Annotated in this window: 25 protein-coding genes and 4 tRNA genes; 25 read left to right on the top strand and 4 right to left on the bottom strand. The window is 73.3% G+C overall.

Translation table 11 applies throughout. The annotated features are described in order from the left end of the window. Positions 1-149: 149 nt before the first annotated feature. The 3 genes from GXP71_RS07195 to GXP71_RS07185 all read left to right on the top strand — a co-directional run bounded on the left by GXP71_RS07195 (position 150) and on the right by GXP71_RS07185 (position 2,415). Complete coding sequence (locus GXP71_RS07195; protein ID WP_162352098.1) at positions 150-728, top strand: D-alanyl-D-alanine carboxypeptidase family protein; 579 nt, start codon at positions 150-152, stop codon at positions 726-728. A 136-nt stretch (positions 729-864) separates the two neighbouring features. Then, positions 865-1,917 carry a zinc-dependent alcohol dehydrogenase family protein gene (locus GXP71_RS07190; protein ID WP_162352097.1) on the top strand — a complete coding sequence of 351 codons (1,053 nt, stop codon included), beginning with the start codon at positions 865-867 and terminating at the stop codon, positions 1,915-1,917. 330 nt (positions 1,918-2,247) lie between these two features. Continuing rightward, the gene (locus GXP71_RS07185; protein ID WP_160142931.1) at positions 2,248-2,415 is read left to right on the top strand and encodes a hypothetical protein; all 168 of its coding nucleotides are present in this window, start codon (positions 2,248-2,250) and stop codon (positions 2,413-2,415) included. A gap of 111 nt (positions 2,416-2,526) precedes the next feature. Here GXP71_RS07185 and GXP71_RS07180 read toward each other — a convergent pair. The 3 genes from GXP71_RS07180 to GXP71_RS07170 form a co-directional block, all read right to left on the bottom strand. Further along, a tRNA-Val gene (locus GXP71_RS07180) sits at positions 2,527-2,601 on the bottom strand. 18 nt (positions 2,602-2,619) lie between these two features. After that, a tRNA-Cys gene (locus GXP71_RS07175) sits at positions 2,620-2,690 on the bottom strand. Between the two features lie 56 nt (positions 2,691-2,746). Further along, positions 2,747-2,818 (bottom strand) — tRNA-Gly (locus tag GXP71_RS07170). A gap of 145 nt (positions 2,819-2,963) precedes the next feature. On the opposite strand from GXP71_RS07170, the gene GXP71_RS07165 reads away from it, so the two are divergent. Together GXP71_RS07165 and GXP71_RS07160 are read left to right on the top strand one after the other, a co-directional pair. Continuing rightward, positions 2,964-4,040: a chorismate-binding protein gene (locus GXP71_RS07165; RefSeq protein ID WP_238402669.1), complete on the top strand. Its 1,077-nt coding sequence runs from the start codon at positions 2,964-2,966 to the stop codon at positions 4,038-4,040. A 40-nt stretch (positions 4,041-4,080) separates the two neighbouring features. After that, positions 4,081-4,941, top strand: coding sequence for an aminotransferase class IV (locus tag GXP71_RS07160; protein ID WP_162352096.1), 861 nt, complete (start codon positions 4,081-4,083; stop codon positions 4,939-4,941). A gap of 195 nt (positions 4,942-5,136) precedes the next feature. Here GXP71_RS07160 and GXP71_RS07155 read toward each other — a convergent pair whose 3' ends face one another. Next, a complete protein-coding gene (locus GXP71_RS07155; RefSeq protein WP_124344144.1) occupies positions 5,137-5,565 on the bottom strand; it encodes an SsgA family sporulation/cell division regulator in 429 nt (142 codons plus the stop codon). A 249-nt stretch (positions 5,566-5,814) separates the two neighbouring features. Here GXP71_RS07155 and GXP71_RS07150 point away from each other — a divergent pair. From GXP71_RS07150 to GXP71_RS07055, 20 genes are all read left to right on the top strand, one after another. Further along, positions 5,815-5,889 (top strand) — tRNA-Val (locus GXP71_RS07150). A 253-nt stretch (positions 5,890-6,142) separates the two neighbouring features. After that, positions 6,143-8,155, top strand: coding sequence for a threonine--tRNA ligase (thrS, locus tag GXP71_RS07145; RefSeq protein WP_162352095.1), 2,013 nt, complete (start codon positions 6,143-6,145; stop codon positions 8,153-8,155). Positions 8,156-8,158: 3 nt separating this feature from the next. Continuing rightward, on the top strand, positions 8,159-8,806 hold the full coding sequence (locus GXP71_RS07140; protein WP_370520996.1) for an HIT domain-containing protein: 648 nt from the start codon (positions 8,159-8,161) through the stop codon (positions 8,804-8,806). A 7-nt stretch (positions 8,807-8,813) separates the two neighbouring features. Next, complete coding sequence (gene pgsA, locus GXP71_RS07135) at positions 8,814-9,425, top strand: phosphatidylinositol phosphate synthase (protein ID WP_162352094.1); 612 nt, start codon at positions 8,814-8,816, stop codon at positions 9,423-9,425. Continuing rightward, the gene (locus GXP71_RS07130; RefSeq protein ID WP_162352093.1) at positions 9,422-10,387 is read left to right on the top strand and encodes a phosphatidylinositol mannoside acyltransferase; all 966 of its coding nucleotides are present in this window, start codon (positions 9,422-9,424) and stop codon (positions 10,385-10,387) included. The genes pgsA and GXP71_RS07130 overlap by 4 nt, the downstream gene beginning before the upstream one ends. After that, positions 10,384-11,613, top strand: coding sequence for a glycosyltransferase family 4 protein (locus tag GXP71_RS07125; protein WP_162352092.1), 1,230 nt, complete (start codon positions 10,384-10,386; stop codon positions 11,611-11,613). The genes GXP71_RS07130 and GXP71_RS07125 overlap by 4 nt, the downstream gene beginning before the upstream one ends. Further along, positions 11,610-12,305, top strand: a complete 696-nt coding sequence (locus GXP71_RS07120; RefSeq protein WP_162352091.1) for a hypothetical protein — start codon at positions 11,610-11,612, stop codon at positions 12,303-12,305. The genes GXP71_RS07125 and GXP71_RS07120 overlap by 4 nt, the downstream gene beginning before the upstream one ends. A gap of 198 nt (positions 12,306-12,503) precedes the next feature. Beyond that, entirely contained in the window at positions 12,504-13,352 is an 849-nt protein-coding gene (gene pdxS / locus GXP71_RS07115; RefSeq protein WP_238402729.1) for a pyridoxal 5'-phosphate synthase lyase subunit PdxS, read from the top strand. A 134-nt stretch (positions 13,353-13,486) separates the two neighbouring features. Then, complete coding sequence (locus tag GXP71_RS07110; RefSeq protein ID WP_370521013.1) at positions 13,487-14,062, top strand: NUDIX hydrolase; 576 nt, start codon at positions 13,487-13,489, stop codon at positions 14,060-14,062. A gap of 91 nt (positions 14,063-14,153) precedes the next feature. Then, complete coding sequence (locus tag GXP71_RS07105) at positions 14,154-15,362, top strand: pyridoxal phosphate-dependent aminotransferase (protein WP_162352089.1); 1,209 nt, start codon at positions 14,154-14,156, stop codon at positions 15,360-15,362. Positions 15,363-15,373: 11 nt separating this feature from the next. Continuing rightward, the gene (gene pdxT / locus GXP71_RS07100; RefSeq protein ID WP_162352088.1) at positions 15,374-15,979 is read left to right on the top strand and encodes a pyridoxal 5'-phosphate synthase glutaminase subunit PdxT; all 606 of its coding nucleotides are present in this window, start codon (positions 15,374-15,376) and stop codon (positions 15,977-15,979) included. 9 nt (positions 15,980-15,988) lie between these two features. Continuing rightward, on the top strand, positions 15,989-16,744 hold the full coding sequence (locus tag GXP71_RS07095) for a YebC/PmpR family DNA-binding transcriptional regulator (RefSeq protein WP_162352087.1): 756 nt from the start codon (positions 15,989-15,991) through the stop codon (positions 16,742-16,744). A gap of 51 nt (positions 16,745-16,795) precedes the next feature. Beyond that, on the top strand, positions 16,796-17,362 hold the full coding sequence (gene ruvC / locus GXP71_RS07090; RefSeq protein ID WP_162352086.1) for a crossover junction endodeoxyribonuclease RuvC: 567 nt from the start codon (positions 16,796-16,798) through the stop codon (positions 17,360-17,362). A gap of 76 nt (positions 17,363-17,438) precedes the next feature. Then, positions 17,439-18,056, top strand: coding sequence for a Holliday junction branch migration protein RuvA (gene ruvA, locus GXP71_RS07085; RefSeq protein WP_162352085.1), 618 nt, complete (start codon positions 17,439-17,441; stop codon positions 18,054-18,056). Next, on the top strand, positions 18,049-19,104 hold the full coding sequence (gene ruvB / locus GXP71_RS07080) for a Holliday junction branch migration DNA helicase RuvB (protein WP_162352084.1): 1,056 nt from the start codon (positions 18,049-18,051) through the stop codon (positions 19,102-19,104). Before ruvA ends, ruvB begins: the two co-directional genes overlap by 8 nt. A 99-nt stretch (positions 19,105-19,203) precedes the next feature. Next, positions 19,204-19,635 carry a preprotein translocase subunit YajC gene (gene yajC / locus GXP71_RS07075; RefSeq protein WP_238402668.1) on the top strand — a complete coding sequence of 144 codons (432 nt, stop codon included), beginning with the start codon at positions 19,204-19,206 and terminating at the stop codon, positions 19,633-19,635. 82 nt (positions 19,636-19,717) lie between these two features. Then, positions 19,718-21,646, top strand: a complete 1,929-nt coding sequence (gene secD, locus GXP71_RS07070) for a protein translocase subunit SecD (protein ID WP_162352083.1) — start codon at positions 19,718-19,720, stop codon at positions 21,644-21,646. Further along, positions 21,646-22,740: a protein translocase subunit SecF gene (gene secF, locus GXP71_RS07065; protein WP_162352082.1), complete on the top strand. Its 1,095-nt coding sequence runs from the start codon at positions 21,646-21,648 to the stop codon at positions 22,738-22,740. The genes secD and secF overlap by 1 nt, the downstream gene beginning before the upstream one ends. Then, positions 22,740-23,321 (top strand): adenine phosphoribosyltransferase, encoded by a 582-nt coding sequence (locus tag GXP71_RS07060; RefSeq protein WP_162352081.1) that lies wholly within the window; start codon positions 22,740-22,742, stop codon positions 23,319-23,321. Before secF ends, GXP71_RS07060 begins: the two co-directional genes overlap by 1 nt. Before the next feature lie 148 nt (positions 23,322-23,469). After that, positions 23,470-25,803, top strand: a complete 2,334-nt coding sequence (locus GXP71_RS07055; protein ID WP_162352080.1) for a bifunctional (p)ppGpp synthetase/guanosine-3',5'-bis(diphosphate) 3'-pyrophosphohydrolase — start codon at positions 23,470-23,472, stop codon at positions 25,801-25,803. The last annotated feature ends 205 nt before the right edge of the window (positions 25,804-26,008 follow it).

The raw sequence follows: 26,008 nt of genomic DNA, 5'->3' as shown, positions 1-26,008 counted from the left end.
GGGAACGGCGCAACCTCATCCGGTCGGCCGGGAGGGCCCCGCCGCGCGACGGGCGCCGGGCCGCGCGTCGGCGACCGGTGGCGACGTTCGCCCGCCGCACCCCTCAACCCCGCAGACCTCCGGTCGATCGACTCAGGGGAAGGAGGACCATGGACGCGATCATGGGCATCGCCCAGCGCATGGCGGAGATCCGCGGCAGCCTGCAGGCCGTCGCGCCCGCACCGGTGGCGCCCCGCACCCCTGCGACGACCGCCTCGCCGACGGCGACCACGTTCGCGGCCGCGCTCGAGACGGCGGTGACCCAGGCGCAGGCGACGTCGACCGCACGCGACGCGTCCGGCGTCCCGGTGGACCTCGCGCGGTACGGCAACGGCCGGATCCCGCCCGACGCGCTCGCCTCGGTCGGCTCGACCGGCCACCGGCTCTGGGCACCCGCCGCTCAGGCGTTCGGCGACCTCACGGCAGCGGCCGCACGCGACGGCGTGCGGATCGGCATCACCGACTCCTACCGCTCCTACGACGCGCAGGTCGACGTCGCCGCGCGCAAGGGCCTGTACTCGCAGGGCGGCCTCGCCGCCGCGCCCGGGACGAGCCCGCACGGCTGGGGGCTCGCGCTCGACCTCGCGCTCGACGACCGCGCCCAGGCGTGGATGCGCGCCAACGCCGGCACGTACGGCTTCGAGGAGGACACGCCACGCGAGCCGTGGCACTGGGTCTACTCGCGCTGATCCTCCCGGGACTCCCGGTGCCGTCACGCCCCTGGTGCGGCGCCTGGGGACCATCGGCCCTGCCCGGACCGCCCCCGGCGGGACGACGCTGGAGAGGTGCAGGCGACGGTGCCTGTGCGTCGGGAGGGGAGGGGCCATGAAGGCGCTCGTGTTCCACGGTCCGGGCCGGATCGCGTGGGAGGAGGTCCCGGACGCGCACCTGGTCGAGCCGACGGACGCGGTCGTGCGCATGGAGGCCACGACGATCTGCGGCACCGACCTGCACATCCTCAAGGGCGACGTGCCGGCCGTGACGGACGGACGCGTCCTGGGCCACGAGGGTGTCGGCACGATCGTCGCGGTGGGCGGCGGTGTGCAGCGGCACGCGGTGGGGGACCGGGTCGTCGTGTCGTGCATCAGCGGGTGCGGCGTGTGCACGTACTGCCGGAGCCAGAACCCGTCGCACTGCCTGGCGCCCGAAGGTGCGTCCGGGATCGGATGGGTCCTGGGCCACCTCGTCGACGGCACCCAGGCGGAGCTCGTGCGGGTGCCGTTCGCCGACACCTCGCTGCACGCCCTGCCGGCGTCCGTGCCGGACGAGCTCGCCGTCCTGCTGTCCGACATCCTGCCGACGGGTTTCGAGATCGGCGTGCAGTACGGGCACGTCCGGCCCGGCGACACGGTGGCCGTCGTGGGCGCGGGACCGGTCGGGCTCGCTGCAGTCGCGACGTGCGCGCTGCACGGCGCGGCGCAGGTCGTCGCGGTCGACCGCGACCAGCACCGTCTCGACGTCGCCAAGGAGCTCGGAGCCACGCTCTCGGTCGACGCCGGAGCGGACTGGAAGGCCGAGATCATGGGCGTCACCGACGGATCGGGCGTCGACGTCGCGATCGAGTGCGTCGGCGTCCCGGAGACGTTCACGATGTGCACCGAGCTGGTGCGTCCCGGCGGGCACGTCGCCAACGTGGGCGTGCACGGCCGGCCGGTCGAGCTCGCGCTGCAGGACCTGTGGATCCGGAACATCACGATCACCACGGGCCTCGTGAACACCACGACCCTGCCGATGCTGCTGCGCCTCGTCGCCGCGGGGAAGCTGCCGGTGGAGGCGTTCGTGACGCACCGGTTCGCGCTGTCCGACGTGCTCTCCGCCTACCGGACGTTCGGCAGCGCGGCCGACACGCACGCCCTCAAGGTCCTGATGACCGCGTGACGACCGCTGCCGCTCGACCGCGCCCGCACGGACGGGACCCGGCGCCCGGCGACGGTCGCGCGCAGGACGTCGGGCGCGCGGCCCGAGCGGCACCGCTGACGACAGGACGGCGGGCGGTCACAACGTTTCTGCCACCCGGTCCGTCCTCGGTGGTGGAAGGTGGTGCACCACTGCGGCGGAGAGGACGACATGGACGACGCGCGCCAGCGCAGCGACGACGTCATGGGCGTCGTGGCGCGCGAGTGCGGGCGTCGCTGTGCGCGTACGCGTACCTGCTGACCGGTGACCTCCGGGACGCCGAGGACCTCGTGCAGGACGCCTTCGCCTGAGGTGTCCCAGTGGTTCGCGACGTGCCCCACCGCCGACAGCGACGAGGACGTGGCGCCCGGCACGTACGGCCTGTACGTCTACTCCGTGCTCCTCGCCGCCGGCGCACCGGACCTCTCCCCGTCACCACGGATCGCGGTCGGCGGGCCGTTCCCGGTCACGCTGCGCTGAACCCGCCCGGCGTGCTCCGTCGTCGGACGCCGTCCGCGACGTCGACGGGCGCACGCACGACTGAGGGCCGCCCCGGTTGCCCGGTGACGGCCCTCAGTCGTGCTGTGATGCTGGTGGGCGATACTGGGATCGAACCAGTGACCTCTTCCGTGTCAGGGAAGCGCGCTACCGCTGCGCCAATCGCCCGTGGGGGGACATGCTGCGAGGTGGAGATGGGATTCGAACCCACGTATACGGCTTTGCAGGCCGCTGCCTCGCCTCTCGGCCACTCCACCCTGAGACCGCAGTCCTCAGCGACTGAGAACCAGTCGATCAGGAGTGTCTGCCTCCGAGCGGACGACGGGATTCGAACCCGCGACCCTCACCTTGGCAAGGTGATGCTCTACCACTGAGCCACGTCCGCGCTGCACGTCCCCCGGTTTCTCACCGGCGTTCCGTGTGCGTCCCAGACTCTAACCGAGTCTTCCGGCCAGAGTCCAACTGGCTCCCCGAGGCCGGTGATCATGCGGATCTGCGGGGTCGTGCGGGCGTCTCGCTACCGTGTGCGGGTGCACGAGCAGCCCTCCGTCAGCCCCGGGACCGCGTGGTTCGGCGACGTCGAGGCGTCGGATGTCGTCGAGGCCGTGAACGTCCGTGACCAGCCGGAACGCCTGCGGACGCCGGGCTGGTGGGCCGTCGTGGGGGAGTTCGAGGGTCCGGTGCGGGCCTGGCGCTTCGCCGACGTGTCGCGTCGCGTCGCGCGCCGGCACGACCTGGTGTGGCGCGGGCCACAGGTGTCCGACTGGGTGTCGTCGATGGGGGAGGACGCGTACCGCGGCGCGGTCGAGCGCGTCCGGTCGGCGGTGGCCGAGGGGGAGGTGTACCAGGCGAACCTCTGCCGGGTGCTGTCGGCGCCGCTCGCGTCGGGTGACGACGGCGGCGAGCCGGACGCGCACGCGCTGGCCGCGGTGCTCGCCGCGGGGAACCCGGCGCCCTTTGCGGGTGGTGTCCACGTGCCTCGGGGCGGCGGCGTCGATCCGGTGTGGGTCGTGAGCGCGTCCCCGGAGCTGTTCCTGCGCGTCGAGGACGGCGTCGTGACGTCGGCGCCGATCAAGGGGACCGCGGTGACCGTCGACGGCCTCACCGCGAAGGACCGGGCAGAGAACGTCATGATCACCGACCTCGTGCGCAACGACCTGCAGCGCGTGTGCCGGCCGGGCACGGTCGAGGTGACGACGCTGCTCCGCGAGGAGCAGCACCCAGGCCTCGTGCACCTCGTGTCGACGGTGCAGGGCACGCTCGACCCCGTGGTGGCGGAGGCTCCCGACCTGTGGGCCCGCCTGCTCGACGCGACGTACCCGCCCGGGTCGGTGTCGGGTGCGCCCAAGCTGGCCGCGCTCGACCTCATCCGGGCGCTCGAGTCCGCACCCCGCGGGCCGTACTGCGGCGCGGTCGGCTGGGTCGAGGTCGGCGACGACGGATCCGTGCGCGCCGAGCTCGCGGTCGGCATCCGGACGTTCTGGTGGCGCGACGGCGTGCTGCGGTTCGGCACGGGGGCGGGCATCACGTGGGGGAGCGACCCGGACGCCGAGTGGGCGGAGACGGCCCTCAAGGCGCGGCGGCTCGTGGCGCTCGCGTCGAGGTGACCTGCGCGCCCGTTCCCGCACGGGGTGCGACACTGGCGCGATGAGCGTCGTGATCTGGTCCGACGGTGCGCTGCGCGAGCCCACCGACCCGCTCGTCACCGGTGTCGACCACGGCCTGACGGTCGGCGACGGCGTCTTCGAGACGTGCGCGGTCTACGAGGGTCAGGCCTTCGCGCTGACGCGGCACCTGCGCCGGCTGCGGCGCTCCGCGCTGGGCCTCGGCCTCGGCGAGCCCGACCTCGACGAGGTGCGCACGGCCGTGGACGAGGTGCTCGCGGTCGCCGGTGACGCGGGCCGCCTGCGCATCACGCTCACCGGCGGCCCGGGCCCGCTGGGCTCGCACCGGTTCGACCCCGAGGAGCAGCGGCAGACCCTGGTCGTGCTCGCGGGCCCGGCGACGCGCGCGCAGGACTCGCGTGTCGCCCGCGTCCCGTGGGTGCGCAACGAGCGGTCCGCGGTCGCGGGCCTCAAGACGACGTCGTACGCGGAGAACGTCGTGGCGCTCGCCGAGGCGTACCGGCAGGGCGCCGACGAGGCGGTCCTCGCGAACACCGTCGGCGACCTGTGCGAGGGCACGGGCTCCAACGTGTTCGTGGAGCGCGGCGGAGAGCTCGTGACGCCGCCGCTGTCGAGCGGCTGCCTCGCGGGCATCACACGCGAGCTGCTGCTCGAGTGGGGCGCCGCCGACGGCATGCCCGTCCGCGAGGCCGAGCCCGGCGAGCTGCCCTACGAGGTGCTCGACGAGGTCGTCGCGGGCGACGCCCACCTGCTGCTCAGCGGCTCGATCCGCAACATCGCCCCGACGGTCCGCGTCGACGCGGTCGACGTGGCGGCGGGACCGCTGTCGCTCGCCGCCCAGCGGCTGTTCCAGGAGCACGTGGGGCGCGACCTCGACCCGTGAGGCCGGTGCTGCGGCGCAGGTCGCTCCGCCCGGCGTGGGAGGGTCGATCCGCATCGGCCGATCGTCGCCGGGCCGCGCGGGGCAGCAAGGGCGGCTGAGGGCGACCGGGTGCTGCGGCGGTGTCGGCGTGCACCTGTCCGGACACACGACGACCGGCCCCGCCCGTGCGGGCGGGACCGGTCGGTGGTGCTGCGGTCAGGCCGTGAGCAGCGCTGCGATCAGGGCCGTGATCTCGCTCTCCATGCGGGCGCTCTCGGATCCCAGCGGGACGAGAGCCTCCGTCGAGGCGAGGAAGCGGGTGATGGGCTCGGTCGGCGCGGCGAGCAGGGCGCTGCCCTCGACCCCGTTCAGCGACACGAGCGTGTAGTCGGGGTCTTCGTCGCGCCACACCTGCACGTCGCCGGTCCCTGCGGGCGCGTCGGCCGAGGCGAGCATCCCGAGGGACAGCAGCTCGCGGCCGAGGAGCCACGTCGACATGGTGTGGGGTCCGGTGAAGACCGCGCGCACCGTGTACGGGTCCGACGTGCGGAAGGAGAGCTCGGCGCTGACCGGGATCACGCTCGCGTCGGAGCCGATCAGCTGCATGGCGACGACCTCGACGACGTCGTACGACGACTGCGTCATCGGGTCCTCCTGTCTCGCTAGGGCTGGAGGTCCCATCATGGCAGGACAGATGCCCGATTGGACCGGTCCCGGGCGCGAGTTCACCCGGAGGGACCTGTGCCATCACCCTCGTCGGCGAGAGCGGCCGTTTCGTGGTCCCGTGTCGATAACGGTATCGTCCACGACGCCCTCCGCGGACCGGAAGCCGGTTCGGAATCTGGCCGCAGGTTGGGTAGCATCCTCTTCGACGTCGCCCCCGGGCGAGGTCACGGGCGATTGGCTCAGTGGTAGAGCGCCTCGTTCACACCGAGGAGGTCACTGGTTCGAACCCAGTATCGCCCACCACCGAAGGCCCCGACCGGCGAGTCCGCTGGTCGGGGCCTTCGCCGTCCCGGGCCGTGGCGCGGGATCGCCGCCCGCACGACACCTCGCGCGAGGTTCACCCGTTCGGCCCACCGCAACCGCGGCGAGAAGGCGCGTCGTGCGGCCCCGCGCGCAGGACCGTGCGCAGGGGAATCACGGCCGGTCGCGTCGTCGCGCGCCGGTAGCATCGAGGGGCCCGCCGCCCGGCCGGCACCCACCCAAGGAGGCAGCACCCGTGCCCGAGCTCATCCACCTCACCGTCGACGGCACCGCCACGACCGCCGAGCCGGGGACCACGGGCACGCAGCTCTTCGCCGACCGCCGTGACGTGCTCGTCGCGCGCGTCGACGGCGAGCTCCGCGACCTGCACCTCCCGGTGCCCGACGGCGCCGTCGTCGAGGGCGTCACCGCGGCCGACCCCGAGGGGCTCGCCGTGCTGCGGCACTCCGCGGCGCACGTGCTCGCGCAGGCGGTCCAGGAGATCAACCCCAAGGCGAAGCTCGGCATCGGGCCGCCCGTGACCGACGGCTTCTACTACGACTTCGACGTCGACACCCCGTTCACGCCCGAGGACCTGCGCGCGATCGAGAAGGTCATGGGGCGCATCGTCAAGGAGGGGCAGACCTTCCGCCGGTGGGACGTCACCGAGGCGCAGGCGCGCGAGGAGCTGAAGGACGAGCCGTACAAGCTCGAGCTCATCGGCCTCAAGGGCGACCCGGCCGCGGCCGACGGCGCGTCGGTCGAGGTCGGCCTCGGCGGGCTGAGCATCTACCAGAACGTGCGCGGCGCCGGTCGCGAGAGCGAGCAGGTCGTCTGGCAGGACCTGTGCCGGGGCCCGCACGTGCCGTCGACCCGCGCGCTCGGCAACGGGTTCCAGCTCACCCGCTCCGCCGCCGCGTACTGGCGGGGGAGCGAGAAGAACCCGCAGCTGCAGCGCGTCTACGGCACCGCGTGGCCGACCAAGGACGAGCTCAAGGCGTACCTCGACCGCGTGGCCGAGGCGGAGCGGCGTGACCACCGCCGGCTCGGCAACGAGCTCGACCTGTTCTCCTTCCCGGACGAGATCGGGTCCGGCCTCGCGGTGTTCCACCCCAAGGGCGGGCTCATCCGCATGGAGATGGAGGCGTACTCGCGCAAGCGGCACGTCGAGTCGGGCTACTCGTTCGTCAACACCCCGCACATCACCAAGGAGCGGCTGTTCCAGCTCTCCGGGCACCTCGACTGGTACTCGGACGGCATGTACCCCCCGATGCACCTCGACGAGGAGCTCGACGAGGAGGGGAACGTCAAGCGGCAGGGGCAGAACTACTACCTCAAGCCGATGAACTGCCCCATGCACAACCTCATCTACCGCTCGCGCGGCCGGTCCTACCGCGAGCTGCCGCTGCGGCTGTTCGAGTTCGGCACGGTCTACCGGTACGAGAAGTCGGGCGTGATCCACGGCATGACCCGCGCGCGCGGGTTCACGCAGGACGACGCCCACATCTACTGCACGAAGGAGCAGATGAAGGACGAGCTGGCGAGCCTGCTCACCTTCGTCCTCGACCTGCTCAAGGACTACGGCCTCGACGACTTCTACCTCGAGCTGTCGACCAAGAACCCCGACAAGTTCGTGGGCTCGGACGACGTCTGGGAGGAGGCGACCGAGACGCTGCGTCAGGTCGCCGAGGCGTCCGGCCTCGACCTCGTGCCCGACCCGGGCGGCGCCGCGTTCTACGGCCCGAAGATCTCCGTGCAGGCCAAGGACGCGATCGGGCGGACCTGGCAGATGTCGACGATCCAGCTCGACTTCAACCTGCCCGAGCTGTTCGAGCTCGAGTACACCGCGCCCGACGGGTCGCGCCAGCGGCCCGTCATGATCCACCGCGCGCTGTTCGGCTCGATCGAGCGGTTCTTCGCGGTCCTCACCGAGCACTACGCGGGCGCGTTCCCCGCCTGGCTCGCACCCGTCCAGGTCCTCGCCGTCCCGGTCGCCGAGCCGTTCGAGCCCTACCTCGAGGACGTCGTCGTGCAGCTGCGGGCGGAGGGCATCCGCGCGGAGGTCGACCGCTCCGACGACCGGTTCGGCAAGAAGATCCGCAACGCGTCGACGCAGAAGATCCCGTTCGTGCTCATCGCCGGTGGCGAGGACGCCGACGCGGGCGCCGTCTCGTTCCGGTACCGCGACGGCCGCCAGGACAACGGCGTGCCCGTCGCCGAGGCGGTCCAGCGGATCGTCACGGCCGTGCGCGAGCGCGCGCAGGTCTGACCCGTGAGCACCACCGACCCCGGTGCCGGGGCCGCGCACGACGGCGTCGTCGCGAGCCCCGGTGCCGCCGGGACCGACCGGCCGGACGATCTCGCGGGCGTGCCGGACGGTTTCGAGCGGCTCTGGACACCCCATCGCATGGCGTACATCGGCGGTCAGGACAAGCCGACCGACGCGCACGCCGGCCCCGGGTGCCCCTTCTGCCGCATCCCGTCGCTGTCCGACGAGGACGGGCTCGTCGTCGCGCGCGGCGAGACCGCCTACGTCGTCATGAACCTGTACCCCTACAACTCGGGGCACGTGCTCGTCTGCCCGTACCGCCACGTCGCCGACTACACGGACCTGACGCACGCCGAGGTCGCCGAGGTCGGCGCCCTCACGCAGACCGCGATGCGCGTGCTGCGCGCGGTGTCGGGGCCGCACGGCTTCAACCTCGGCATGAACCAGGGCGACGTCGCAGGCGCCGGGATCGCCGCGCACCTGCACCAGCACGTCGTGCCGCGCTGGGGCGGCGACTCGAACTTCCTGCCGATCGTCGGGCGCAGCCGTGCGCTGCCCGAGCTGCTCGGCGACACGCGCGCACGGCTCGCGGCGGCCTGGCCGGGCGCCGAGAACGGCGGCACCGGGGCCGACGTGGACGCGAAGGGATGACCGGCACGTGCTGAACCGACTCCGGGGCGCGATGCAACGCGTCCTCACGCCCCTCGCGTCCGCGCTGCTGCGCCTGGGCGTCTCGCCCGACGCCGTGACGATCGCGGGCACCCTCGTCGTGGTCGTCACGGCGCTGTGGGCCTTCCCGACGGGCCACCTGTTCCTCGGCGCGCTCCTCATCGGGCTGTTCGCGCTCACCGACTCCCTCGACGGCGTCATGGCGCGGCAGTCCGGCCGTTCCGGACCGTGGGGGGCGTTCCTCGACTCGACGCTCGACCGGTTCGGCGACGGCGCGATCTTCGCGGGCCTCGTCCTGTGGTTCTTCGGGCGCGGCGACGACGAGGTCGTGGCCGTGCTCGCGCTGACGTGCCTCGTCCTCGGCTCGGTCGTGCCCTATGCCCGCGCCCGCGCGGAGGGGCTCGGCATGACCGCGTCCGGCGGCATCGCCGAGCGCGCGGACCGCCTGCTCGTCGCGCTCGTCGCGACCGCCGCCGTCGGGCTCGGAGCACCGCCCGTCGTGCTGACCGTCGTCCTCGGGCTCCTCGCCGTCGCGTCGGCGGTGACCGTCGTGCAGCGGATGGCCAAGGTCCACCGCCAGGCCGTCGGGGTGACCGAGTGAACCTCGACGTCGCCCGTCTCTACCGGCTCGCGTGGCGGTACGCCGGCAAGGTGCCCGGCCCCGTCCTGCGCGGTGCCGCGAGGCTCGCCGCCGACGTGACGTGGCTGCGCCGCGGCGGCGGGGTCCGGCGCCTCGAGAAGAACCTCGGGCGGGCGCGGCCCGACCTCGACGCGCGCGCCCTGCGTCGCCTGAGCCGCGCCGGCATGCGCTCCTACATGCGGTACTTCACCGAGGCGTTCGCGCTGGTCGGCGTCTCGCAGGAGCAGGTCGACGCGCGGGTGCGCGCCGTGCACCGCGAGCGCGCGCAGCCGTACCTCGACGCCGACGGCCCGATCCTCATGGCGCTGGGCCACGTCGGGAACTGGGACCTCGCGGGTGCCTGGGCCACCCGGCACCTCGCCCCCGTGACGACGGTGGCCGAGCGCCTCGAGCCCGAGGAGCTGTTCCAGGAGTTCGTCGCGTTCCGCGAGAGCATCGGGCTGCGGATCATCCCGCTGTCGGGCGGTGGGGACGTGTTCCGCGACCTCATCCGCGCCGCGCGGGGGAACGCCGCCGTGATCCCGCTGCTCGCGGACCGTGACCTCACCGCGAAGGGCGTGGAGGTCGACCTCTTCGGGCACCGCGCGCGCGTCGCGGCCGGCCCGGCGGCGCTCGCGGTGTCGACCGGCGTCCCGCTGTTCCCCGTCCTCGTCCGCTACGAGCGGCTGCGCGGCGCCCGGCGACGGGCCGCGGGTTCGCCGTGGGGCGTCACGATCGAGTTCAGCCCGGTGGTGCCCGTGCCGGAGGGCCTGCCCCGGGCCGAGCAGATCCGCGTCATGACCCAGGCGTGGGTCGACGCGGTGGCCGACGGCATCCGGCAGTACCCGCAGGACTGGCACATGCTGCAGCGCGTGTTCGTCGACGACCTCGACCCGGCGAGGTACGCGGCCACGGTCGCGGCGTCCGAGGGCGGCGGGTCGTGAGGCTCGGCCGGGGGCGCGGCGACGGGCGCCGGCTCCGCGTCGGGATCGTCTGCCCGTACTCGTTCGACGTGCCCGGCGGCGTGCAGTTCCACGTGCGCGACCTCGCCGAGGCCCTCCTGGCACGTGGCCACGAGGTCTCGGTGCTCGCGCCCGCCGACGACGACACGCCCGTCCCGCCGTACCTCACGGCCGCCGGCAAGGCCGTGCCGGTCCGCTACAACGGCTCGGTCGCGCGCCTGACGTTCGGGCCGATGACCGCCGCGCGCGTGCGCAAGTGGCTGGCCGCGGGGCAGTTCGACGTGCTGCACCTCCACGAGCCCGTGACGCCGAGCCTCAGCATGCTCGCGCTGTGGATCGCCGACGGGCCCGTCGTCGCGACGTTCCACACCTCGCAGGTGCGGTCGCGCTCGATGCAGGTCGCGTACCCCCTCGTCCGGCAGTCGCTCGAGAAGATCTCCGCGCGCATCGCGGTGTCGGAGGACGCCCGCCGCACGCTCGTCGAGCACCTCGGGGGCGACGCGGTCGTCATCCCGAACGGGGTCTACGTCGACGCGTTCGCGCAGGCGCGCCCGGACGCGCGCTGGACGGGCACGCCGTCCGCGCCGACGGTCGCGTTCCTGGGCCGGCTCGACGAGTCGCGCAAGGGCCTGCCCGTGCTGCTCGGCGCCGTGGGGCGCGTGCTCGACGAGCTGCCGGGCGCACGGTTCCTGGTCGCCGGCCGTGGTGACTCCGGGCCGGAGCAGGCGCGCGAGGTGCTGGGCGACCGTGCGGGCGCCGTCGAGTTCCTCGGCGGGGTCTCCGACGAGGACAAGGCGCGGCTCCTCGCGTCCGTCGACGTGTACTGCGCGCCCCAGACGGGCGGCGAGAGCTTCGGCATCGTGCTCGTCGAGGCGATGAGCGCGGGTACGGCGGTGGTCGCGAGCGACCTCGGTGCGTTCTCGCGCGTGCTCGACGACGGCGCCGCGGGCGTCCTGTTCCGCACGGGCGACAGCGAGGACCTCGCCCGCACGCTCGTGCGCGTGCTGCGGGACGCGGACCTGCGCGCCCGCGTCGTCGAGACGGCACGCACGTCGGTGCGGAGGTACGACTGGTCGGTCGTGACCGACCAGGTGCACGCGGTGTACGAGATGGTCGTCGCCGGACGGGACGCGCCGGTCGGCGAGGACCCGTCGTCGGTGCGGGGTGCGCGGCTCCTCGAGCTGCGCCGGTCGTGGGGTGAGCGGTGAGCTGGTCCGAGGTCACGGTCGTCGTCGTCCTGGTGGTGGCGCTCGGCCTGTGGTGGGCGTGGGTCGCCGCGTCGCGGCTCGACCGCCTGCACCGCAAGGTCGCCGCGTCGCGCGCGGTCGTCGAGGCCCAGCTCCTGCGCCGGGCGACCGTCGCCGCGGGTCTCGCGACGTCGGGGCAGCTCGACCCCGTGAGCTCGGTGCTGGTGGCGGAGGCCGCGTGGGCGTCCCTGTCGACCGGCACGTCGACCAACGACGCCGGCGCGCTGCCGCCGGGGATGCGCGAGCTGCTCTCGGAGGAGGCGGCGTCGTCGTCGGGGGACCCCGACGCGCGCGGTCGTGTCGAGAGCGAGCTGTCCGCGACCCTGCGCGAGGCGCTCGGCGACCCCGACGACGTCGCCGCACTGCGTGCCGACCCGGACGGGGACGAGCTGCTCGGCAGCCTCGGGTCCGCCTGGTACCGCGTGCAGCTCGCGCGACGGTTCCACAACGAGGCCGTGGCCCAGACGCTGCGCGCGCGGCGCGGCCCGCTCGTGCGGCTCTTCCGTCTCGCCGGGCACGCGCCCGCGCCGCGCACGCTCGAGCTCGACGACGAGTGGCCCGCGGCGCTCGGGCGGCCCGGCGCACGCGCGTCCGAGGGGCGTGTCGGCGGGCCGACCGGGCCGGGCGTCGCGGGGCCGTCCACCGCGGTCTGAGAGACGCACCACACCCCGGCCCGGGGACTGGACGGCGCCGGGGAGCCGCTCGGCGAGCGACTACGATGGGAGCACGGGCCGACGCCCGGCCCTCCACCCGCACCACATCATGTGAGGCTCGACGTGACCAGCGAGAACACCCAGCCGACCACCACGACGCAGGAGCCGACCGTCGGCACCGCGCGGGTCAAGCGCGGCATGGCGGAGATGCTCAAGGGCGGCGTGATCATGGACGTCGTCACCGCGGAGCAGGCGAAGATCGCCGAGGACGCGGGTGCCGTCGCCGTCATGGCGCTCGAGCGCGTCCCGGCCGACATCCGTGCGCAGGGCGGCGTCGCGCGCATGAGCGACCCGGACCTCATCGACGGCATCATCGAGGCCGTCTCCATCCCGGTGATGGCGAAGGCGCGCATCGGCCACTTCGTCGAGGCGCAGGTGCTGCAGTCGCTCGGCGTCGACTACGTCGACGAGTCCGAGGTCCTGACGCCCGCCGACTACGCGCACCACATCGACAAGTGGGCGTTCACCGTCCCCTTCGTCTGCGGGGCGACCAACCTGGGCGAGGCGCTGCGCCGCATCACCGAGGGCGCCGCGATGATCCGCTCGAAGGGCGAGGCCGGCACGGGCGACGTGTCGAACGCGACGACGCACATGCGCACGCTGCGCGACGAGATCCGCCGCCTGACGTCGCTCCCCGAGGACGAGCTGTACCTCGCCGCCAAGGAGCTCCAGGCGCCGTTCGACCTCGTCAAGGAGGTCGCGACCGCCGGCAAGCTGCCCGTCGTCCTGTTCACCGCGGGCGGCATCGCGACCCCGGCCGACGCCGCGATGATGATGCAGCTCGGCGCGGAGGGCGTCTTCGTCGGGTCGGGCATCTTCAAGTCCGGCAACCCGGCCGAGCGCGCCGCCGCGATCGTCAAGGCGACCACCTTCTTCGACGACCCGGACGTCGTCGCGAAGGTCTCCCGCGGCCTCGGCGAGGCCATGGTCGGCATCAACGTCGACGACGTGCCCGTGCCGCACCGTCTCGCCGAGCGGGGCTGGTGACCTCCGACCTGCACGGACCCAGGGCCGCGGACGGCGTGACGTCGTCCGCGGCCCTCGGCCTGCCCGGGGCGCCCGAGCCGGCGACGGCGCCTGCGGGTGCGGACGCGGCGGTGTCCGCAGGCGCCGAGGGAACCGTGGCGGCGCGCGGTCACGCCGACGGCGGGGGACCCGTGCACGGGCTCGGGCCCGAGTGGCGTCCCGGCCCGGACGGCCTGCTGTTCCGGCGCGCCGCGCGCGTGATCCTGCTCGACGAGGCCGACCGCGTGCTGCTCATGCGCGGGCACGACGTCGACCAGCCCGAGCGCAGCTGGTGGTTCACGGTCGGCGGCGGCATCGACGACGGCGAGGATTCGCGCACCGCCGCGCTCCGTGAGCTGCGTGAGGAGACGGGCATCGTGCTGGACCCGGCGGCGCTGCAGGGTCCGGTGCTGACGCGGTCGGCGATCTTCGACTTCTTCGCGCAGCACTGCCGCCAGGACGAGGACCTGTACCTCGCCCGGGTCCGCTCGGCGGACGTCGGCGAGCTGAGCCGCGAGGGGTGGACCGAGCTCGAGGCCGGGGTGCTCGACGAGCTCCGCTGGTGGCCGCTCGACGAGCTCGCCGCGGTCGAGATCGAGGTGTTCCCCGTCGGGCTCGCGGCCCTGGTGCAGGACCTCGCGGCGGGGTGGGACGGCACGGTGCGGCACCTGGGTCTCGCGCACGAGCACTGAGCGGTGCGACGCCGGGGCGGGGGAGCGGCGCGGTCGTCGTCATCCCCCAGGGGGTACTGACCAGTAACGTCGACTGTGTACGGTCGAGAGCATGCCCACCCTGGCCCCGACGTCCCCGACGCTGCACATCCCCCGCAGCGGCATCCGCACCCTGATGGAGCTCGCGCACCGCGACCCGGAGGCGCTCCACCTCGAGATCGGCGAGCCCGACACCGCGCCGCCCGCGCACGTCGTCGAGGCCGCCGCGCGTGCCGCCCACGACGGGCGCGCCGGCTACACCGCGAGCACGGGCCTCGCCGAGCTGCGCGAGGTCGCCGCGGAGCGGGTCACGCGCGTCAGCGGCCGCACGACGCACCACGACGACGTCGTCGTGACGCACGGCGCGATGCACGGGCTCACCATGACGATGGCCGCGCTGCTCGGTCCCGGTGACGAGGTCCTGCTGCCCGACCCGATGTTCCCGAACTGGGCGATGGCCGCGATCTCCGTGGGCGCGGTCGTCCGGACGTACCCGACGTCGGCCGAGCGGGGCTTCGTGCCCGACGTCGCCGACGTCGAGGCCGCCGTGGGACCGCGGACGCGTGCGATCGTCGTGTGCTCGCCCAACAACCCGACCGGCGCGGTGTACCCGGCCGACGTCGTCGCCGGGCTCGTGGACGTCGCGCGCCGGCACGACCTGTGGGTGCTCTCCGACGAGTGCTACGAGGCCGTGACGTTCGGCGCGACCCACGTCAGCCCGGCCGCCTTCGACACCGACGGCCGGGTCGTCGTCCAGCACAGCCTGTCGAAGACGTACGCCATGACCGGGTGGCGCACGGGGTTCCTCGCGACGCCGCGCCACGACCTGGTCGAGACGATCGGGCACGTCGCCGAGGCGACGATCGCGTGCCCGTCGGCGCCCGGGCAGCACGCGGCGCTCGCCGCGCTCACCGGCCCCCAGGACGTGGTGACCGAGGCGGTCGCGCAGTACCGGGCGCGGCGCGACGCCGCGGTCGCGGTCCTCGACGCCGCGGGGCTCGGCTACGTGCGTCCCGACGGTGCGTTCTACCTCATGGTCGACGTCGGGACGCCGGACACCGACGCGTTCGCGCTGCGGCTGCTCGCCGAGCGCCACGTCGCCGTCGCCCCCGGGTCGACGTTCGGTCCGTCGGCGCACGGCCAGGTGCGCGTCAGCCTCGCCGCGGCACCCGACGTGCTGCTCGCGGGCCTCGCGCACCTCGTCGCCGCCGTCGCGGAGCCGTCCGCCGACGACCTGACCGGCAGCCGGGCGGGCGCGGAACGGTTCGCCGCGGCGAACTAGGATCGCCCGTCGTGACCGTGACCGTCGGAGTGCTCGCCCTGCAGGGCGACGTGCGCGAGCACGTCGCCGCCCTCACGACCGAGGGGGCCCACGCCGTCCCCGTCCGTCGGGAGCGCGAGCTGGACGCCGTCGACGCGCTGGTCATCCCGGGCGGCGAGTCGACGACGATCGACAAGCTGCTGCGCGCGTTCGACCTGTTCGAGCCCGTGCAGCGCCGGTTGCGCGACGGGATGCCCGCGTACGGGTCCTGCGCGGGCATGATCCTGCTCGCCGACCGGGTGCTCGGCGGGATCGAGGGCCAGCAGACGCTCGGTGGCGTGGACGTCACGGTGCGGCGCAACGCGTTCGGGCGGCAGGTCGACTCGTTCGAGACGGACCTCACGATCGAGGGCGTCGAGGACGGGCCACTGCACGCCGTCTTCATCCGTGCGCCGTGGGTCGAGGAGGTCGGTCCGGCCGCCGAGGTCGTCGGGCGCGTCGAGTCGGGCCCGGCCGCCGGTAGGATCGTCGCGGTCCGCCAGGGGCCCGTCCTCGTGACGTCCTTCCATCCGGAGGTCACGGGCGACACCCGGGTGCACCGTCTGTTCGTCGAGATCGTCCGCGAGAGCCAGGGGTAGGCAGAGCCGATGTCGGGTCATTCCAAGTGGGCCACCACCAAGCACAAGAAGGCCGTCGTCGACGCGAAGCGCGGCAAGCTCTTCGCGAAGCTGGTCAAGAACATCGAGGTGGCCGCCCGCACGGGCGGTGGTGACCCCGCGGGCAACCCGACGCTGTTCGACGCCATCCAGAAGGCGAAGAAGTCGTCGGTCCCGAACGACAACATCGACCGCGCCCTCAAGCGCGGGTCCGGCCAGGAGGCCGGCGGCGCCGACTACCAGACGATCATGTACGAGGGCTACGGCCCCGGCGGCATCGCGGTGCTGGTGGAGTGCCTCACCGACAACCGCAACCGCGCCGCGTCCGACGTGCGCGTCGCGTTCACCCGCAACGGCGGCCAGATGGCCGACCCGGGCTCGGTGTCGTACATCTTCAGCCGCAAGGGCGTCGTCATCGTCCCCAAGGAGGGCACCGACGAGGATGCCGTCATGGAGGCGGTCCTCGACGCGGGCGGCGAGGAGGTCAACGACCTCGGCGAGTCGTTCGAGGTGCTGAGCGAGGCGACCGACCTGGTGCCCGTCCGCACGTCGCTGCAGGACGCCGGCATCGAGTACGACTCCGCCGACGTGGTCTTCTGGCCGTCGACGCAGATCGAGGTCGACGCCGAGGGCGCGCGCAAGATCCTGCGCCTCATCGACGCGCTCGAGGACTCGGACGACGTGCAGAACGTCTACGCCAACTTCGACGCCTCCGACGAGGTCATGGCGGAGCTCGAGGACGACTGAGACAGGCGCGGCCTCCCGGGGATGAACCCGGGAGGCTGCGACCATACGAGCGTGCGCGTCCTCGGAGTCGACCCCGGCCTGACCCGGTGCGGTCTCGGTGTCGTCGACGGCCTGCCCGGCCGGCGCGCCCGGCTGGTCGCCGTGGGCGTCGCGACGTCGCCCGTCGACCACGAGGTGGACCAGCGGCTGCTGGCCATCGAGGCGCGCATCGAGGAGTGGCTCGAGGAGCACGCGCCGGACGCCGTCGCGGTGGAGCGCGTGTTCGCGCAGCACAACGTGCGCACGGTCATGGGGACGGCCCAGGTCGCGGGGATCGCGATGGTCGCCGCGGCGCGTCGCCGCATCCCCGTCGCGCTCCACACGCCCAGCGAGGTGAAGGCCGCGGTCACGGGCAACGGCCGCGCCGACAAGCCGCAGGTCCAGACGATGGTCGCGCGGCTCCTCAGCCTGGACGAGATCCCCAGGCCCGCCGACGCGGCGGACGCGCTCGCGCTCGCGATCTGCCACCTGTGGCGGCCGGCCGGCGCGCTCGGTGCACCGCAACGGGCGCCCGGGTCCATGACGGCGGCGCAGCGCGCGTGGGCGGCGGCGGAGCAGGCGGCCAAGCGGCGCGCGTGACGCGCGTGTCCTGTCGTACAGGTGTTCGGTCGGTGTGCGAGAGTAGCGCCGTGACGACGACGGAGAGGACGCCGCGGTGATCGCGTCGGTGCGGGGGACGGTCCTGGCGGTGCGGCTCGACGCGGCCGTGATCGAGGTCGGCGGCGTCGGGATGCTCGTGCAGGCCACGCCCGCGACGCTCGCAGGCCTCCGGGTCGGCGCGCAGTCCACCCTGTCGACGTCGCTCGTCGTCCGCGAGGACTCGCTCACGCTGTTCGGGTTCGCCGACGCCGACGAGCGCGAGGTCTTCGAGGTGCTCCAGACCGTGTCGGGCGTCGGTCCGCGGCTGGCCCTCGCGATGCTCGCCGTGCACACCCCCGACGGCCTGCGCCGCGCGGTCGCGGGCGAGGACCTCGCGGCGCTCATGCGCGTCCCGGGCATCGGTCGCAAGGGTGCCCAGCGGATCGTCCTGGAGCTCGGTGACCGCCTCGGTGCGCCGGTGCCCGCCGCCGGGGGCGCTCCGGCCGCCGCCTCCGCGTCCGACGACAGGCGCGACCAGGTGGTGGAGGCGCTCGTCGGGCTCGGATGGAACGCGAGGACGGCGGGCGACGCGGTCGAGCGCGTGCTCGCGGACGCGCCCGGGCCGGTCGCCGCCGACGAGGTCGCGGGCGTGCTGCGCGCCGCGCTGCGCACGCTCGGCGGCGGGCATGGCTGACGACGAGGAGCTCACGACCGAACGGCTGCCGGCCGAGTCGCTCGTCCGCTCGGGCGCCGACGACCTGGAGCGTGCCGCCGAGGCCGCGCTGCGCCCCCGCTCGCTCGACGAGTTCGTCGGGCAGCGCGTCGTGCGCGACCAGCTGTCGCTCGTCCTGCAGGCGGCGCGGCGGCGCGGGCGCGCACCCGACCACGTGCTGCTCTCGGGCCCGCCCGGCCTGGGCAAGACGACGCTCGCGATGATCATCGCGGCGGAGCTCGGCACGTCGCTGCGGGTCACCAGCGGTCCCGCGATCCAGCACGCCGGCGACCTCGCGGCGGTCCTGTCCTCCCTTGAGGAGGGCGAGGTGCTGTTCCTCGACGAGATCCACCGCCTCGCGCGCCCCGCGGAGGAGCTGCTGTACGTGGCGATGGAGGACTTCCGCGTCGACGTCGTCGTCGGCAAGGGTGCAGGGGCCAGCGCGATCCCGCTGGCCCTGCCGCCGTTCACCGTCGTCGGCGCGACGACCCGCGCAGGGCTCCTGCCGGCGCCGCTGCGCGACCGGTTCGGCTTCACGGGCCACCTCGACTTCTACGAGACGCACGAGCTCGAGCGCGTTCTGCTGCGGTCCGCCGGTCTGCTCGGTGCGCCGCTCGCCGCGGACGCAGCCGCCGAGATCGCCTCGCGGTCCCGCGGCACCCCGCGCATCGCGAACCGCCTGCTGCGCCGTGTGCGCGACTGGGCGGAGGTGCGCGGCGACGGCTCGCTCGACCTCGGCGCCGCGCGTGCCGCGCTCGAGGTGTACGAGGTCGACGAGCGCGGCCTCGACCGACTCGACCGTGCCGTGCTGTCGGCGCTGTGCACCCGGTTCGGCGGCGGACCCGTCGGGCTGACGACGCTCGCCGTCGCCGTGGGCGAGGAGCCCGAGACGGTCGAGACCGTGGCCGAGCCGTTCCTCGTGCGCGAGGGCCTGATCGGCCGGACGCCGCGGGGGAGGGTCGCCCTTCCCGGCGCGTGGGAGCACCTCGGGCTCGAGCCGGTCGCCGGTCCGGGCACCCTGTTCGGCTGACGGCCGGTCGAGGGAACCGGGCGGCACGCCCGGACGTTGGAGCGGCGGGCCGCTGCGCCTAGACTGCCGCAGTCACACCACTCGATCGGAGCCGTACTCGTGCCGGACCTCAGCTTCCTCCTCTTCGTCGCCGTCGCCTTCGGCCTGCTCTGGCTCATGACGAGCCGCAGCCGCAAGCAGCAGCGCACGGCGCAGGAGTTCCGGAACAACCTCGCACCCGGGGACGAGATCATGACCGGCTCCGGCCTGTTCGGCACGGTGGTGGAGGTCGACGGCGACGTCGTCACCGTCGAGTCGACGCCCGGCAACCGCACGCGCTGGATCCGCGCCGCGATCGCCAAGAAGATCGACCCGCCCGTGGACGAGGACGAGTACACGGACGAGGCCGACGACGAGACGACCGACGACGAGGCCGTGACCGATGCCGACCGCATCGCGCGCGCCAACGACGAGGTCATCGACGTCCCCGACGACCTGTCCACGCTCCCGCCCGTCCTGCGCAAGAAGGACGACGAGCCGGACACCAAGTAACCGCACGGCCCGGGTGACGACGCCCGGGCCTGGACCCCACCGGTCACCTGGGTGACCGGTGCGCGCACGAGAGAAGACTCCGTTGGCCCCTCCTACCCGCCGTCACCGGCCGGTCCGCACGCTCCTGTGGCTCGGGCTCCTGATCGTCGCCATCTTCGGCACGATCTTCGCCGGCACCAAGACGTCCGACGCCACGTGGACGCCCAACCTCGCGCTCGACCTCGAGGGTGGCACGCAGATCATCCTCAAGCCGGTGTCGGAGGACCCCGGTGCGATCACGGACGAGACGATCTCGCAGGCGATCCAGGTGATCCGCCAGCGCGTCGACTCGTCCGGCGTCGCCGAGGCGGAGATCACGAGCCAGGGCCGCAACATCGTGGTCGCGCTGCCAGGGACGCCGAGCGAGGAGACCCTCGACCTGGTGCGGACGTCGGCGCAGATGGAGTTCCGCCCGGTGCTCGCGGTCGGGGCGCCCACGCCGACGACCGCGGACGACCCGGCCGCTCCCGAGCCCACGCCGTCGGCGTCGGCCGAGGCGCAGACGGCCGAGGGCACCGCGGACGCGACGGCGGAGGAGGGGGCAGCAGCGGCCACCCCGACGCCGACGCCGAGCGCGTCGGCCCCCGCGTCGGACACGCCGGCGAAGGCGACGCCGGACAACCCGAGCGACGCGGCGTACTACGTGACGCCGGCCGTGCAGGAGCGGTACGACGCGCTCGACTGCACGGATCCCGCCAGTCTCACGGGCGGCGCGCCGGGCGACCCGGACGTCGCCTACGTGACGTGCGACCCGGAAGGGACGTCGAAGTTCATCCTGGGTCCGGTCGAGATCCCGGGGAAGAACATCGACGGCGCGAGCTCGGGCCTGCGAACGACCTCGACCGGCGCGACGACCGGTGAGTGGGTCGTGAACCTCGAGTTCAACTCCCAGGGCACGACGGAGTTCACCGAGGTGACGACTCGCCTGCAGGGACTGTCGTCGCCGCAGAACCAGTTCGCGGTCGTGCTCGACGGCCTGGTCATCTCGTGGCCGAGCCTGAGCCCCGGCACGATCATCTCGGACGGCAAGGCGGAGATCTCCGGCAGCTTCACGCGTGAGTCGGCGGCCACGCTGGCCAACCAGCTGAACTTCGGCTCGCTGCCGCTGTCGTTCACCGTGCAGAGCGAGGAGCAGATCTCTGCGACGCTCGGGTCGGAGCAGCTGCAGAAGGGCCTCATCGCGGGCCTCATCGGCCTGATCCTCGTGGTCATCTACTCGTTGCTGCAGTACCGGGCGCTGGGCCTGCTCACCGTCGCGTCGCTCGTCGTCGCGGCGGTCCTCACGTACGGCGTCATCACGCTGCTGTCGTGGACGCAGGGCTACCGCCTGTCGCTGCCCGGTGTCGCGGGTCTGATCGTCGCGATCGGTATCACCGCGGACTCGTTCATCGTGTACTTCGAGCGCATCCGTGACGAGCTGCGCGAGGGCCGGACCCTGCAGGCCGCCGTCGAGCGCGGCTGGGAGCGGGCGCGTCGCACGATCCTGGCGTCCGACGCGGTCAACTTCATCGCGGCGATCGTGCTCTACGCACTGACCGTCGGCGGCGTCCGTGGCTTCGCCTTCACCCTGGGGCTCACGACGATCATCGACGTGATCGTGGTGTTCCTCTTCACGCACCCGATGATGACGCTGATCGCCCGGACGAAGTTCTTCGGCGACGGCCACCCGGCGTCCGGCCTCGACCCGCGCCGCCTCGGCGTCGACACGGTGCGCTACGCCGGTCGCGGCCGCGTCGTCTCGCCGTCGACCACCGGCAAGTCGGCGAAGAAGGACGGCGACCGCGTCCCGGTCGGCGTCGGCACGAGCGGCGCCGCCGCCACGTCCGGCCCGACCATCGCGGAGCGCCGCGCGGCCGCCCGCGCGGCCGCCGGCGACGGGTCGGCACCGCCGCCCGAGGCACCCGAACCGACACCTGACGCAGCCGCGCAGGACGAGCCCCGGACCGGGCGCACCGAGGGGAGCGAGCACTGATGGCCCAGGGATTCGCCCAGTGGGGCAACGACCTCTACACGGGGCGCAAGTCGTACGACATCGTCGGCCGTCGTCGCCTCTGGTACACGATCTCCGCGATCCTCGTGGCCATCTCCGCCGTCCTGCTCATCAAGCCGGGCCTCAACCCGGGGATCGAGTTCCGCGGCGGCTCCGAGTTCGTCGTCTCGAACGTCGAGAGCCTCGACCAGCAGCTCGCGATCGACACCGTCCAGGGCGTCGCGCCCGGTGAGTCGCCGAAGGTGACGACGGTCGGCGGGAAGAGCCTGCGCATCCAGACGGCCGAGCTGAGCAACGCGGACGTCGAGGAGGTGCAAGGGGCGCTCGCCGAGGCGTTCGACGTGCCGAAGGAGCAGGTGACGACGTCCTTCATCGGCCCGTCGTGGGGCGCGGACATCTCACGCAAGGCGATCACCGGCATCCTCGTCTTCCTGCTGTTCGTGACGATCGTGATGACGATCTACTTCCGTAACTGGCGGATGGCGGTCGCGGCGCTCGTCGCGCTGTTCCACGACCTGATCATCACGGCGGGCGTCTACGCGGGCGTCGGCTGGGAGGTCACGCCGGCGACGGTCATCGGGTTCCTCACGATCCTCGGGTACTCGATCTACGACACCGTGGTCGTGTTCGACAAGGTGCGCGAGAACACGGCCGACACGCTCGACCAGACCCGCTTCACCTACGCGGAGAAGGCGAACCTCGCGGTCAACCAGACGCTCGTGCGGTCGATCAACACGTCCGTCGTCGCGCTGCTCCCCGTCGCGTCGATCCTCTTCGTGGGCGCGTTCGTCCTCGGGGCGGGCACGCTGCGCGACATCGCGCTCGCGCTCTTCGTGGGCATGCTCATCGGCACGTTCTCGTCGATCTTCCTCGCGACCCCGGTCGAGGTCACGCTGCGCGAGCGCGAGCCCGCGATCCGCGAGCACACGCGCAAGGTGCTCGCGGCGCGTGAGCAGCGGGGTGCCGCCGACGGCGAGGACACCGAGGCGCTCGCGACGGCGACCGTGCACTCGGCCGGCCAGCTCCGGCCGGGCGCGCACCAGGGTGTCGCCGCGCAGCCGAAGCGGCGCCGGTGATGACCTCGATCGACGGATCGACCGCGGGGGCGCTCTCGGGCGCCCCCGCGGGCCGTGCGGAGCTGCTCGCGCGCATCGACGAGCTCGTGCGCCGCGTGCCGGACTACCCGAAGGCCGGGGTCCTGTTCCGGGACATCACGCCGCTGCTCGCCGACGGGCCCGCGTTCGCGGGCGTCGTCGACGCGATCGCCACCGACGCGCCGGACGGCGTGGACCTCGTCGCCGGCATGGAGGCCCGCGGGTTCCTGCTCGCGGCGCCCGTCGCGACCGCGCTCGGCGCCGGCGTCCTCCCCGTGCGCAAGGCGGGCAAGCTGCCCGGGCCGACCGCCGTCGAGCACTACGAGCTCGAGTACGGGCACGCGTCGGTCGAGATACACCCGTTCACGGTGCCCGAGGGGGCGCGCGTGCTGGTGATCGACGACGTGCTCGCCACAGGCGGTACGGCGGCGGCGACCGTTGCGCTGCTCCGGCGGTGCGGCGCGGACGTCGTCGGGCTGTCGTTCCTCGTCGAGCTCCTCGGCCTCGACGGCCGCGCGAAGCTCGGCGACCTCCCCGTCGACGCGCTCGTGCAGGTGCCCTGACCTCGTCCGTCGCGGTGACGCGGGCGGTCGCGTGTCGGTACGCGCCTGCGGGCGGACGTAGACTGCTGCGATCCGGTCCCCGCGGGTCGGACGTCCCGCCACTGGCCGCCGAGACGTCCCAGGGGGCGACGACCGCGGGAGGGGTGGCATGAGCGACGACGTCCGAGCGCCCGAGGCCGCGGTCCCCGAGGTCGTGACCGACTCCGGCGCGAGCGCGTCGAGCCGCGTCCGGTCCCGTCTGCAGCGGTTCGGCCAGCGGTCCGGCCCGGCGTTCCCCGCCCTCGAGCCCGTGCTCCAGGCGGCGCGGACCAACCACCCGAAGGCCGACCTGACGGTCGTCGAGCAGGCGTACGTCGTCGCCGAGAAGGCGCACCGCGGGCAGCTGCGCAAGAGCGGCGACCCGTACATCACGCACCCCGTCGCGGTCGCGACGATCCTCGCCGAGCTCGGCATGACGCCGTCGACGCTGGCTGCCGCCCTCCTGCACGACACGGTCGAGGACACCGAGTACTCGCTCGACCAGCTGCGCCGCGAGTTCGGGCCCGAGGTCGCGATGCTCGTCGACGGCGTGACCAAGCTCGACAAGGTCACGTACGGCGACGCCGCGCAGGCCGAGACGGTCCGCAAGATGGTCGTCGCGATGTCGCGCGACATCCGCGTCCTCGTCATCAAGCTCGCCGACCGCCTGCACAACGCGCGCACGTGGAAGTTCGTCGCGTCGGCGTCGGCCGAGAAGAAGGCGCGCGAGACGCTCGAGATCTACGCGCCGCTGGCCCACCGCCTCGGCATGAACACGATCAAGTGGGAGCTCGAGGACCTGTCGTTCGCGACGCTGTACCCGAAGCTCTACGACGAGATCGTGCACCTGGTCGCCGAGCGCGCGCCGGCGCGCGAGGAGTACCTGGCCGTCGTCCGCGAGCAGGTCGGCGCGGACCTGCGCAGCGCGAAGATCAAGGCCACCGTCACGGGCCGGCCGAAGCACTACTACTCGATCTACCAGAAGATGATCGTGCGGGGCCGCGACTTCGCCGACATCTACGACCTGGTCGGCGTGCGCGTCCTGGTCGACACGGTGCGGGACTGCTATGCGGCGCTCGGCGCGCTGCACGCGCGATGGAACCCGGTCCCCGGCCGGTTCAAGGACTACATCGCGATGCCGAAGTTCAACCTCTACCAGTCGCTGCACACGACAGTGATCGGCCCCGGCGGCAAGCCCGTGGAGATCCAGATCCGGACGCACGACATGCACCGCCGGGCGGAGTACGGCGTCGCCGCGCACTGGAAGTACAAGGAGACGGCGAAGAACGCCGCAGGCGGGCAGACCGACGCCGCCGGCAACGACATGGTGTGGCTGCGCCAGCTCGTCGACTGGCAGAAGGAGACCGCCGACCCGACCGAGTTCCTCGACTCGCTGCGGTTCGAGATCGCGGGCTCCGAGGTCTACGTCTTCACGCCCAAGGGCGACGTCATCGCCCTGCCGTCCGGCTCGACCCCCGTGGACTTCGCGTACGCGGTGCACACCGAGGTCGGCCACCGGACCATGGGCGCGCGCGTCAACGGGCGCCTGGTACCGCTCGACTCGGCGCTCGAGAACGGCGACGTGGTCGACGTGTTCACCTCGAAGTCCGAGACGGCCGGGCCGTCGCGCGACTGGCTCGGGTTCGTCAAGAGTCCGCGTGCACGCAACAAGATCCGCCAGTGGTTCTCGAAGGAGCGCCGCGAGGAGGCGATCGAGCACGGCAAGGACGCCATCGCGAAGGCGATGCGCAAGCAGAACCTGCCGATCCAGCGCCTGCTGTCCCACGAGTCTCTCGTCGCCCTCGCGAACGAGATGCGCTACCAGGACGTGTCCGCCCTGTACGCCGCGATCGGCGAGGGTCAGGTGTCCGCGGCAACGGTCGTGCAGCGCCTCGTCCACTCGCTCGGCGGCGAGCCCGCGGCCGAGGAGGACCTCGCCGAGACCGCCCGGCCCGGGCCGACCGCGCGCCGCGTCCGCACGGGCGACGTCGGTGTGGTCGTCAAGGGCGTCGACGACATCTGGGTCAAGCTCGCCAAGTGCTGCACGCCCGTGCCCGGCGACGACATCGTCGGCTTCGTCACGCGCGGTGCCGGCGTCAGCGTGCACCGGTCGGACTGCGTGAACGTCGACGCCCTGCGGTCGCAGCCCGAGCGCCTGGTCGACGTCGAGTGGAGCCACACCAGCTCGACGCTGTTCCTCGTGCAGATCCAGGTCGAGGCGCTCGACCGCAGCCGGCTGCTGTCCGACGTCACGCGCGTCCTGTCGGACCACCACGTGAACATCCTCTCGGCGTCCGTGTCGACGTCACGCGACCGGGTCGCGCTGTCGCGGTTCGTGTTCGAGATGGCGGAGCCGTCGCACCTCGCGTCCGTGCTCGCCGCCGTCCGCAAGGTCGAGGGCGTGTTCGACGTGTACCGCATCACCGGGTCGAAGGCCGCCGAGGAGCCCGTCATCCGCGCCTGACGGGTCGTCGAGGCTGTGCAGCAGCGCGCGTGCCTGGCACACGCCGCGCCGTCCGCGCAGCGTGTCGAGCTCCCGCAGCGCGGCGTGCGGGTCGAAGCCCGCGGCGACGAGGTCGACGAGCAGTCGACGGGCCCGGGCCGGCGCGACGAAACGGGCGACGTCGGTGCCCGTCCGGTGCACCGTCGTCACGCGCAGCCCGCCGACG

It is taken from the genome of Cellulomonas sp. H30R-01 (assembly GCF_010119915.1).
Classification (GTDB): domain Bacteria; phylum Actinomycetota; class Actinomycetes; order Actinomycetales; family Cellulomonadaceae; genus Cellulomonas; species Cellulomonas algicola.
This window is presented reverse-complemented; position numbering and strand designations above follow the sequence as displayed.

Coding starts and splice junctions, on each gene's coding strand:
- GXP71_RS07195 (WP_162352098.1), top strand. CDS start 150: ATGGACGCGATCATGGGCATCGCCCAGCGCATGGCGGAGATCCGCGGC.
- GXP71_RS07190 (WP_162352097.1), top strand. CDS start 865: ATGAAGGCGCTCGTGTTCCACGGTCCGGGCCGGATCGCGTGGGAGGAG.
- GXP71_RS07160 (WP_162352096.1), top strand. CDS start 4,081: ATGAGCGTCGTGATCTGGTCCGACGGTGCGCTGCGCGAGCCCACCGAC.
- GXP71_RS07155 (WP_124344144.1), bottom strand. CDS start 5,565: ATGACGCAGTCGTCGTACGACGTCGTCGAGGTCGTCGCCATGCAGCTG.
- pdxS (WP_238402729.1), top strand. CDS start 12,504: ATGGCGGAGATGCTCAAGGGCGGCGTGATCATGGACGTCGTCACCGCG.
- GXP71_RS07105 (WP_162352089.1), top strand. CDS start 14,154: ATGCCCACCCTGGCCCCGACGTCCCCGACGCTGCACATCCCCCGCAGC.
- GXP71_RS07095 (WP_162352087.1), top strand. CDS start 15,989: ATGTCGGGTCATTCCAAGTGGGCCACCACCAAGCACAAGAAGGCCGTC.
- ruvB (WP_162352084.1), top strand. CDS start 18,049: ATGGCTGACGACGAGGAGCTCACGACCGAACGGCTGCCGGCCGAGTCG.
- secF (WP_162352082.1), top strand. CDS start 21,646: ATGGCCCAGGGATTCGCCCAGTGGGGCAACGACCTCTACACGGGGCGC.
- GXP71_RS07060 (WP_162352081.1), top strand. CDS start 22,740: ATGACCTCGATCGACGGATCGACCGCGGGGGCGCTCTCGGGCGCCCCC.
- GXP71_RS07055 (WP_162352080.1), top strand. CDS start 23,470: ATGAGCGACGACGTCCGAGCGCCCGAGGCCGCGGTCCCCGAGGTCGTG.